This window comes from Rhizobacter sp. P5_A1 (genome assembly GCF_056400745.1).
This window is the reverse complement of sequence record NZ_JBFUKR010000054.1, coordinates 1-10,476: the sequence shown is the minus strand read 5'-3', so window position 1 is coordinate 10,476 and position 10,476 is coordinate 1. Positions and strand designations below refer to the sequence as shown.

At 69.1% G+C, this 10,476-nt stretch carries 10 protein-coding genes; 9 read left to right on the top strand and 1 reads right to left on the bottom strand.

All coding sequences use genetic code 11. The annotated features are described in order from the left end of the window. Positions 1-1,435 (bottom strand): efflux RND transporter periplasmic adaptor subunit (locus tag AC1DTW_RS27660; protein WP_477985173.1); only part of this gene is annotated, 1,435 nt, incomplete at its 3' end. A 208-nt stretch (positions 1,436-1,643) separates the two neighbouring features. Between AC1DTW_RS27660 and AC1DTW_RS27655 the strand changes: the two genes are divergently transcribed. The 9 genes from AC1DTW_RS27655 to AC1DTW_RS27615 all read left to right on the top strand — a co-directional run. Continuing rightward, a complete protein-coding gene (locus AC1DTW_RS27655; RefSeq protein ID WP_477985171.1) occupies positions 1,644-2,402 on the top strand; it encodes a FadR/GntR family transcriptional regulator in 759 nt (252 codons plus the stop codon). Positions 2,403-2,415: 13 nt separating this feature from the next. Then, positions 2,416-3,444 carry an L-idonate 5-dehydrogenase gene (locus AC1DTW_RS27650; protein ID WP_477985169.1) on the top strand — a complete coding sequence of 343 codons (1,029 nt, stop codon included), beginning with the start codon at positions 2,416-2,418 and terminating at the stop codon, positions 3,442-3,444. Between the two features lie 46 nt (positions 3,445-3,490). After that, on the top strand, positions 3,491-4,477 hold the full coding sequence (locus AC1DTW_RS27645; RefSeq protein WP_477985167.1) for a sialic acid TRAP transporter substrate-binding protein SiaP: 987 nt from the start codon (positions 3,491-3,493) through the stop codon (positions 4,475-4,477). A gap of 7 nt (positions 4,478-4,484) precedes the next feature. After that, positions 4,485-5,099 (top strand): TRAP transporter small permease, encoded by a 615-nt coding sequence (locus AC1DTW_RS27640; RefSeq protein ID WP_477985165.1) that lies wholly within the window; start codon positions 4,485-4,487, stop codon positions 5,097-5,099. A gap of 18 nt (positions 5,100-5,117) precedes the next feature. Beyond that, a complete protein-coding gene (locus AC1DTW_RS27635; RefSeq protein ID WP_477985163.1) occupies positions 5,118-6,524 on the top strand; it encodes a TRAP transporter large permease in 1,407 nt (468 codons plus the stop codon). A 31-nt stretch (positions 6,525-6,555) separates the two neighbouring features. Then, positions 6,556-7,326 carry an SDR family oxidoreductase gene (locus AC1DTW_RS27630; RefSeq protein WP_477985161.1) on the top strand — a complete coding sequence of 257 codons (771 nt, stop codon included), beginning with the start codon at positions 6,556-6,558 and terminating at the stop codon, positions 7,324-7,326. A 29-nt stretch (positions 7,327-7,355) separates the two neighbouring features. Further along, the gene (locus tag AC1DTW_RS27625; protein ID WP_477985159.1) at positions 7,356-8,222 is read left to right on the top strand and encodes a fumarylacetoacetate hydrolase family protein; all 867 of its coding nucleotides are present in this window, start codon (positions 7,356-7,358) and stop codon (positions 8,220-8,222) included. Positions 8,223-8,230: 8 nt separating this feature from the next. Then, complete coding sequence (locus AC1DTW_RS27620) at positions 8,231-9,763, top strand: UxaA family hydrolase (RefSeq protein WP_477985157.1); 1,533 nt, start codon at positions 8,231-8,233, stop codon at positions 9,761-9,763. A gap of 525 nt (positions 9,764-10,288) precedes the next feature. Beyond that, positions 10,289-10,476 (top strand): SixA phosphatase family protein (locus tag AC1DTW_RS27615; protein ID WP_477985007.1); only part of this gene is annotated, 188 nt, incomplete at its 3' end.

Genomic DNA, 10,476 nt, shown 5'->3' with positions numbered 1-10,476 from the left:
CCGCGCCCGCTGCCGCGCCGGCCGGCGCGGCCGACGCCGGCGTCCCGGCCATCGCGGCCGAGGCGCCCGCCCTCGGCCCGCTCGCGCCCCACGCGCCCGACGCGCGTTCGCCGCGTTCCCCGCGGCCGGAGCGCGCGCCCGACGCGCCGCCGGAGGCCGCGCCCGCCGGCCGCTCGACCGAGGTCTGCACGCGCCCCCCGTCCTTCAGCCGGTCGCCGCCTTCGGTGACGACGACCTCGCCGCTGCGCAGCCCGGTGGCGACGACGACGTTGTCGACGCCGGCTTCGCCGCGCGTGACGTTGCGCAGCTCGACCGTGTTGCCCTCCTTGAGCACGTAGACGAAGTCGCCGTTCGGCCCGTGGCGCAGCGCCGTCACCGGCACGACGACCGCGGCGCTGACGGTGCGCAGCAGCAGCCGCACGTTGACGAACTGGTTCGGGAACAGGTTGCCGTCGGCGTTCGCGTAGCGCGCCTTCGCCTTCACGGTGCCGGTGGTCGTGTCGACCGCGTTGTCCAGCGTCAGGAAGCGTCCGTCGTCGAGCTTGCGTGTGCGGGTGCGGTCCCATGCCGCCACCGTGAGCTGCGCGCCCTCGCGGATGCGCGCCTGCACCTGCGGCACGAGGTCCTGCGGGATCGCGAACGCGACATCGATCGGCGCCACCTGCGTGATCACCGCGACGCCGGTCGTGCTGCCGGTCGTCACGTAGTTGCCGGCATCGACCGGCCGCAGCCCGACGCGCCCGCCGACCGGCGCGACGATGCGCGTGTAGCCGAGGTTCAGCTTCGCGGTGTTCTCGGCCGAGCGGTCGATCGTCACGGTGCCCTCGAGCTGCTTGACGAGCGCGGCCTGCGTGTCGACATCCTGGCGCGCGATCGAGTCCTGCGCGAGCAGCGTCTGGTAGCGCCGCAGCGTGACGCGCGCGGCTTCGAGCTGCGCCTCGTCGCGCACGCGCGCGCCCTGCGCCTGGCTCAGCGCGATCTCGAAGGGCTGCGGGGCGATCGTCGCGAGCACATCGCCCTTCCTGACCATCTGCCCTTCGGTGAACAGCACCTGCGTCAGCACCCCGGAGACCTGCGCCTGCACGGTCACGTTGGCGATCGGCGTGACGGTGCCGAGCGCCTCGACCAGCACCGGGATGTCGGCCTGCGACGCGGTCGCGACGCCGACGGTGCTCGCACCGGCGCCGCGCCCGCCGCGCGCGCCTGGGCCGGCACCGGGTCCGCCCGGTCCACCGGGGCCACCCGGCCCGCCGGCGAAGGCGCCGGCGACCGGCGCCGCCGGCCGGTGCGTCAGGTACCAGGCCAGCCCGCCGAGCAGCGCGAGCGCGACGATCGCGATCACGCTGCCGAGCCAGCGCCGGCGCCTCGCCGGCGGCGGCTCGGCCGGCGCGGGTTCGGCGGGCGCGGCAGGCGGATTGGGTCGGGGCTGATCCATGGTGTCTCGAAGCTCGGGTTGTCGGCGGGGCGCCAGCGCGCGCCCGATTGTTCCAGCTTGGCGGGCGCATCGGCACCGCGAAGCAAGCCGTGCGCGCCGGCCGGGACAAGGGCAAACACCATGTTGACGCATTCCGGTCGGCTCAACTATTCTTTACCCCAATTGGTCAGGCCACTTGACCACAATTGCTGACAAGTCCCCTCTCTGCATGCCGATCCAGACCATCGAGCCCCGACGCCTGTACCGCCAGATCGCCGACCAGCTGCGCGGCCTGCTCGAGCGCGGCGAATACCCGGTCGGCTCGCGGCTGCCGCCCGAGCGCGACCTGGCGCTGCAGCTCGGCGTCTCGCGGCCCTCGGTGCGCGAGGCGCTGATCGCGCTCGAGGTCGAGGGGCTCGTCGAAGTGCGCATGGGGTCGGGCATCTACGTGCTGACGACCGATGCACCGCGCACCCGCCAGATCAGCGCCGACGGCCCGCTCGAGACGATCCGCGCGCGCGAGCTGATCGAGAGCGGCCTCGCCGCGCATGCCGCGCAGCACATGAAGAAGGCGCAGATCGCCGGGCTGCGCAACGCGGTCGCGCTGATGCAGCAGGAGGTCGATGCCGGCGACCTGGCGTGGCGCGGCGACCGCCTGTTCCACGTCCGCATCGCGGAGGCCTCGGAGAACGCGGTGCTGGTGCGCATCGTCGGCGAGCTGCACGACGAGCGCCACAACCCGCTGGCCGAGCAGCTCGTGAGCCATTTCGAGACCGCACGCAGCTGGACCGTCGCGATCGCCGAGCACCTCGCGGTGATCGACGCGATCGCGAGCCGTTCGCCCGAAGCCGCCCGCACCGCGATGGCGACGCACCTGTCGAACTCGCACGATCGATTCACCGCGAGCATCGCGCACGCGGCGCCCGCCGAGGCGCCTGCGCAAGCGTCGGCGACACCACGCCGCAAACCCGCCCGCAAGGCGGCCTGAAAGGAAACCGACCATGACCCTGACCTGCAGAATCCACGGCGCGAAAGACCTGCGCCTCGAAGACGACGCCCCCGGCGAGCTCGGGCCCCACGAGGTCGAGATGAAGCTCGGCGCCGGCGGCATCTGCGGCTCCGACCTGCACTACTACCAGCACGGCCGGGTCGGCGCGTTCGTGATGCGCGAGCCGCTGATCCCGGGTCACGAGGTCTCGGGCACGGTCGCGCGCATCGGCAGCGCCGTGACCCGCGTCGCGGTCGGCGACAAGGTCGCGATCAACCCGTCGCACGCCTGCGGGCAGTGCGATTACTGCCTCGGCGGCCGGCTGAACCTGTGCCGCAACATGCGTTTCCTCGGCAGCGCCAGCGTGTTCCCGCACGTGCAGGGCATGTTCCGCGAGCGCTTCGTGATGGGCGAACGCCAGCTGACGCCGGTCGCCGAAGACATCTCGCTCGGCGAGCTCGCGTGCGCCGAGCCGCTGTCGATCGGCCTGCACGCGGTGCACCGCGCCGGCAACCTGACCGGCAAGACCGTGCTGGTGACCGGCGGCGGCACGATCGGCTGCATGAGCGTGATCGCCGCGAAGCTCGCCGGCGCGGCCTGGATCATCTGCTGCGACATCGCCGAGCGGCCGCTCGAGATGGCCAAGCGCGTCGGCGCCGATCAGGCGCTGCGCAGCGACCAGGTGAGCGACGCCGAGCTCGCCGACCTGGCCGACGTGTGCATCGAGGCCGCCGGCAGCCCGGCCGCGCTCGCGACCTGCCTGAAGGCGGCACGCAAGGGCGGCCGCATCGTGCAGGTCGGCACCCTGCCGGCCGACGGCGTGATGTTCCCGGCCAACAGCATCATGGCCCGCGAGCTCGATTACGTCGGCGCGTTCCGTGCCGCGCACGCGTTCGACTGGGCCGTGCAATACCTGCGCACGCGCAAGGTCGACGTGCGGCCGCTGCTCTCGGCGCAGATTCCGCTGAGCCGCTCGCTCGAGGCCTTCGAGCTCGCGAGCGACCGCAGCCGCAGCACCAAGGTGCAGGTGGTGTGCGACTGATTCCCCTCTCGTCCCGATTCCCAAGAACCACAACGGAGACAAACCGATGACGAAGACCCAGCTGAAGACCCTGATCGCGAGCGCCGCGCTCGCGACCCTGGCAACCGCGGCGACCGGCGCGTTCGCGCAGGCGACCAAGCTGAAGTGGGCGCACGTCTACGAGACCTCGGAGCCGTTCCACACCTCGTCGGTCTGGGCCGCGGCCGAGATCGAGAAGCGCACCAACGGCCGCTTCCACATCGACGTGTATCCCGCCTCGCAGCTCGGCAAGGAAAACGACATCAACCAGGGCCTGACGCTGGGCACGGTCGACATCATCATCTCCGGCTCGAGCTTCGCGGCGAAGAGCTACCCGCGCATCGGCGTGACCTACTACCCGTACACCTTCCGCGGCGTCGACCACCTGCTGGCCTACACCAAGAGCGACATCTACAAGGAGCTGACGAAGGGCTACGAAGAGAAGAGCGGCAACCACATCGTCGCGACCACCTACTACGGCGTGCGCCAGACCACGAGCAACAAGCCGGTCATGAAGTGCGCCGACATGAAGGGCCTGAAGATCCGTGTGCCCGACGTGCCGGCCTACCTCGCGATGCCGCGCGCCTGCGGCGCGAACACCTCGCCGATCGCGTTCGCAGAGGTCTACCTCGCGCTGCAGAACGGCACGGTCGACGCGCAGGAGAACCCGCTGACGACCATCGAGGCGAAGAAGTTCTTCGAGGTGCAGAAGAACATCGTGCTGACCGGCCACATCGTCGACCACCTGAACACCGTGATCTCGGGCGGCCTGTGGAAGAAGCTGTCGGACGCCGACAAGAAGGTCTTCGCCGAGGTCGCGCAGGAAGCCTCGGCGAAGGCCTCGGCCGAGGTCGCGGCGCGCGAGAAGGAGCTGGTCGGCGTCTTCAAGGCCAAGGGGCTGAACGTCGTCGAGGTCGACAAGGGCGAGTTCCGCGACACGGTGCTGAAGAACGTCACGTTCGAGTCCTTCGGCTACCAGAAGGCCGACTGGGACAAGATCCAGGCGATCAAGTAGGCCCGCAATGTCTGCGAATGCCGCCGAACTGGGGTTGCACGAACCCCAAGCGCACGTGCCGGTCGAGGTTGCGCCGGAGGAGCTCGTCAGGAGCTTTGCCGAGGCCGACCGGCACGAAATCGTCCTGTCCGGTCACACCTTCGAAGACTGGATCTGCTTCGGCTTCTTCTGGACCATGGCGGCGCTGGTGTTCATTCAGTTCTTCACGCGCTACGTGATGAACGACTCGTTCGCGTGGACCGAGGAGCTCGCGGTCTATTGCCTGATCCCGGTCGTGTTCGTCGGCTCGGCAGCGTGCGTGCGGCGCAGCCGGCACATCCAGGTCAACATCCTGTACCGCTACCTGCCGAAGCTGCCGGCGCGCGTGCTCTCGACCTTCGTCGACATCGCGCGCTCGGCGTTCTTCGGCTATGTAGCGGTGCTGGTCGCACGCTACGCGCTCGCGGTCGACAACGAGCCGATGACGACGATCGCGTGGAACAAGAGCCACGTGTACTGGCTCGCGTTCGCCGGCTTCGCGCTGATGTTCGCGCGCTCGCTGCAGATGAGCTGGATCCACTGGCGCCAGGGCTACTCGATCCTCGAGCGGCCCGAGGCGTACGACGGCGTCGAAGCCGAATGACGAGGCGAGGCTGACACCATGGCCATCCTGATCGGCGGGTTCCTCGCCTTCATGCTGTTCGGCCTGCCGGTCGCGGTCGCGATGGCGGGCGCGTCGCTGCTGTACATCCTGGTCTCCGGCAGCGTGCCCGACGTGGTCGTCGCACAGCGCATGATCGCCGGCATCGAATCGTTCCCGCTGCTCGCGGTGCCGTTCTTCATCCTGGCGGGCAACCTGATGAACGTCGCCGGCATCACCGGGCGGATCTACGCGTTCGCGGTCGCGCTGGTCGGGTGGATGCGCGGCGGGCTCGGCCAGGTCAACATCATCGGCTCGGTGATCTTCTCGGGCATGAGCGGCACCGCGATCGCCGACGCGGCCGGCCTCGGCTCGATCGAGATCAAGGCGATGACCGAGCACGGCTACAGCAAGGAGTTCTCGGTCGGCGTGACGGCCGCGTCGGCGACGCTCGGGCCGATCATCCCGCCCTCGCTGCCGTTCGTGATCTACGGAATGATGGCGAACGTCTCGATCGGCGCGCTGTTCGTTGCCGGCATCCTGCCGGGGCTGTTCATGACCCTGCTGATGATGTTCACGGTCGCGTATTTCGCGCACCGGAACAAGTGGGGCTCGGACACGCCGTTCCACTGGGGTCGCCTCGGCTCGGCGAGCCTCGAGATCGTCGTCGTGCTCGCGTTCCCGCTCGCCGTCTGGCTGCTGGCGCGTGCCGGCATCTCGGTCAACATGGCCGCCGGCGCGGCCTTCGCGGTGCTGCTCGCGCTCGACTGGTACTTCAACTTCGCCGCGGTGATGGCGCTGATGGCGCCGGTGATCCTGATCGGCGGCATGACGATGGGCTGGTTCACGCCGACCGAGGCCGCGGTCGCCGCGGTGATCTGGGCGCTGTTCCTCGGGCTGGTGCGCTACCGCTCGATGAGCCTGCGCGCGCTCGCGCAGGCCACGTTCGAGACGGTCGAGACGACCGCGTCGGTGCTGTTCATCGTCACCGCTGCGTCGATCTTCGCGTGGCTGCTGACGACGACGCAGGCAGCGCAGCTGCTGGCCGACTGGATCCTCAGCGTGACCCGGACGCCCTGGGTCTTCCTGCTGCTCGCGAACGTGCTGATCCTCTTCGTCGGCTGCTTCATCGACACGATCGCGGCGATCACGATCCTGGTGCCGATCCTGCTGCCGATCGTGCTGAAGCTGCACATCGACCCGATCCACTTCGGGCTGATCATGACGCTGAACCTGATGGTCGGCCTGCTGCACCCACCGCTCGGCATGGTGCTGTTCGTGCTCGCGCGCATCTCGAAACTCTCGGTCGAACGCACGACTGTCGCGATCCTGCCGTGGCTCGTGCCGCTGCTGCTCGCGCTGGCCGCGATCACCTACATCCCGGCCATCACCTTGTGGCTCCCGCAGGCACTGGGCCTGCTGAAATGATTCCAACGCCATCTCAACGGAAACTCCTGACATGACCGATCGACTCAAGGGCAAGGTTGCCTTCATCACCGCCGCGGGCCAGGGCATCGGCCGCGCGACCGCCGAGGCCTTCGTGCGCGAAGGCGCGCGCGTGATCGCGACCGACATCAACGAAGCGCTGCTCGCCGAGCTCGCGCAGGCGACCGGCTGCGAGACCCACGTGCTCGACGTGACCGATGCCAACGCGGTGGCCGCGGCCGCGCAGGCCGCCGGTGCGGTGCAGATCCTGTTCAACGGCGCGGGCTATGTGCACGCCGGCACGATCCTCGACTGCGACGAGCGCGCGTTCGAGTTCTCGTTCAACCTGAACGTGCGCGCGATGTACCGCATGACGCGCGCGTTCCTGCCGGCGATGCTCGAGGCTGCGGCGGCCGGCAAGGGCTTGGGTTCGATCATCAACGTCGCCTCGGTCGCCGGCAGCATCAAGGGCGCGCCGAACCGCTTCGTCTACGGTGCGACCAAGGCCGCGGTGATCGGCATGACCAAGTCGATCGCGGCCGACTTCATCACGCGCGGCGTGCGCTGCAACGCAATCTGCCCGGGCACCGTCGAATCGCCGTCGCTGCGCGACCGGATGGCGGCACTGGCGAAGTCGACCGACCAGACGATCGAGCAGGCCGAGGCCTGGTTCGTCTCGCGCCAGCCGATGGGCCGCGTCGGCACGACCGCCGAGATCGCCGCGCTGGCGGTCTACCTCGGCTCCGACGAATCCGCTTTCACGACCGGCACGGCGCAGATCATCGACGGCGGCTGGTCGAACTGATCTTCAAACCCTCCAACCAAGGACACCCCATGAAGTTGATGCGATATGGCGCCAAAGGCGCAGAGAAGCCCGCGATCGTCGACGCCGATGGCGTCGTGCGCGACCTGTCCGGCGAGCTCGTCGACATCACCGCGAACACGCTGACGCCGCACGGGCTGCAGCGCCTTCGCGAGATCAACCTCGCGTCGCTGCCGGCGGTCGCCGATCCGGGCCGCACCGCGGTGCCCTGGAGCGGCATGGGCAAGTTCATCTGCGTCGGCCTGAACTACGCCGATCACGCCGCCGAATCGAACCTGCCGGTGCCGGCCGAACCGGTGCTGTTCACGAAGGCGATCAGCGCGCTGGTCGGCTGCAACGACCCGATCGTGATGCCGCAGGGTTCGGTGAAGACCGACTGGGAGGTCGAGCTCGGCGTCGTGATCGGCACGAAGGCGCGCTATGTCAGCGAGGCGGACGCGCTGAAGCACGTCGCCGGCTACTGCGTCGTCAACGATGTCTCCGAGCGCGAATACCAGATCGAACGCGGCGGCACCTGGGACAAGGGCAAGGGCTGCGACACCTTCGGCCCGGTCGGCCCGTGGCTCGTGACCACCGACGAAGTGCCCGACCCGCAGGCGCTCTCGATGTGGCTCGAGGTGAACGGCAAGCGCGTGCAAAACGGCAGCACGAAGACGATGGTCTTCGGGGTGGCTCAGCTCGTGAGCTACATCAGCCGCTTCATGACCTTGTACCCCGGCGACCTGATCAGCACCGGCACACCGCCGGGCGTCGGCATGGGGCAGAAGCCGACGCCGTGGTACCTGAAGGACGGCGACGCGATGCGCCTGGGCATCGAAGGCTTGGGCGAACAGAACCAGCGCGTGTTCGCGTGGGACCCCGCGCTGATCGACAACTGAGGTTCATCGTGGCCGACCCCCTCGTCATTCGCATCCACCCCGCCGACGATGTCGTGATCGCGCGCCAGCAGCTCGTCGGCGGCACAGTGCTGCCGAGCGAGGGCGGCGTCACCGTGATCGGCCTGATCCCGCCCGGCCACAAGGTCGCGGTGCACGCGATCGCGCAGGGCGCGCCGGTGCGGCGCTACAACCAGATCATCGGCACGGCCAGGCAGCCGATCGCGGCGGGCCAGCACGTGCACACGCACAACCTCGAGTTCAGCAGCTTCGCGCGCGACTACGCGGCGAGCACCGGCACGCACCCGACGCAGTTCGTCGACGTGCCGGCGACCTTCATGGGCATCCGGCGCCCCGACGGCCGGATCGCAACGCGCAACTACATCGGCGTGCTGACCTCGGTGAACTGCTCGGCGACGGTTGCACGCGCGATCGCCGATCACTTCCGGCGCGACATCCACCCCGAGGCGCTCGCGAAGTACCCGAACGTCGACGGCGTGATCGCGCTGACGCACGGCGCCGGCTGCGCGACCGACAGCGCCGGCGAGCCGCTGCAGGTCCTGCGCCGCACGCTGGGCGGCTATGCGCGGCACGCGAACTTCGCGTCGATCCTGGTCGTCGGGCTGGGCTGCGAGACGAACCAGATCTCGGGGCTGATGGAGCAGGAGAGCCTGGCCACCGGCACCCAGTTCCACACCTTCAACATCCAGGAGACCGGCGGCACGAAGAAGACCGTCGCGCACGGCATCGAGCTCGTGCAGTGGCTGCTCGAAGAGGCGAACCGCGTGCAGCGCGAGCCGGTCAGCGCTGCGCACATCACCGTCGGCCTGCAATGCGGCGGGTCGGACGGCTACTCCGGCATCAGCGCGAACCCGGCGCTCGGCGCCGCGGTCGATCGGCTCGTGCGCCACGGCGGCACCGCGATCCTCTCGGAGACGCCCGAGATCTACGGCGGCGAGCACCTGCTGACGCGCCGCGCGGTCAGCCCGGAGGTCGCCGACAAGCTGATCGCGCGCATCCGATGGTGGGAGCGCTACACCGCGCGCAACGACCAGGAGATGGACAACAACCCCTCGGCCGGCAACAAGGCCGGCGGGCTGACGACGATCCTCGAGAAGAGCCTCGGCGCGATCGCGAAGAGCGGCACCACCAACCTGACCGACGTGTTCGAATACGCGCAGCCGGTCACGACCAAGGGCCTGGTCTTCATGGACACGCCGGGCTACGACCCGGTCAGCGCGACCGGCCAGGTCGCCGGCGGCGCCAACCTGATCTGCTTCACGACCGGCCGCGGCTCGGCCTACGGCTGCGCGCCGTCACCGTCGCTGAAGCTCAGCACGAACACCGCGCTGTGGGTCAAGCAGGAAGACGACATCGACATCAACTGCGGCGAGGTCATCGACGGCACCGCCAGCATCGACGCGATGGGCGAGCGCATCTTCCGGATGATGCTGGCCACCGCGTCGGGGGAGAAGACGAAGAGCGAGGTGCACGGGTACGGGCAGAACGAGTTCGTGCCTTGGGCGTTGGGGGCGGTGATGTAGGGTGGGCCGGGACCGGTGGTATTGCGGCGTCTCGCGAAATGCCGGATCCAACTCTTTGCCGTCAATGACGGGCTGGCCAGGAAAAGCAGCAAAGCAGCGGTTGCCGCCTGTCGCCGGCGGCGGGCCTACTCACGCTGACTGGCACCAAGCAGTCGTTGGGCCAGGCGAGGGGCGCTCGCCTGAGCGTCAGCTGTTCGGGGTACTGCTGCCATAGGACTCAGGCGAGGCGTGACCTCGCAACGCCGCCGACCGCTTCTCCCGGGCCCAAGGGCTCTGCGCGGCTGACGCCGCCGACAAGCTCGCATGGCTCATGGCAGCAGCACGCAGACTGGGCGCAAGCGGCGTTGCGCTGAAGGACGAGAGCAGTGACGCGCCAGCCCGTATCGAAGACGGCACGCCCGCGACCCCTCTTTCGTTGACCGACTAGAGATGGAGGGCGACAGAAAAGCTCCGATCAAACTTGCCATGAGGCAAGGGGTTACGCAATCCGGCAAAGTGACGGTGGAACCTGGACACCGCATTGCAATGAAGACTCTGTTTCTCGTGAGGCATGCCAAGTCGAGCAAGGACGAACCGACCCTGTCCGACCGGGATCGGCCGTTGGCCGATCGGGGGCGCAAAGAGGCGCCCCAGATGGGCAAGCGCCTGGCCAAACGGAAGGTCAGGCCCGATCTGCTGTTGTCGAGTCCTGCGCTGCGCGCGCTGACGACGGC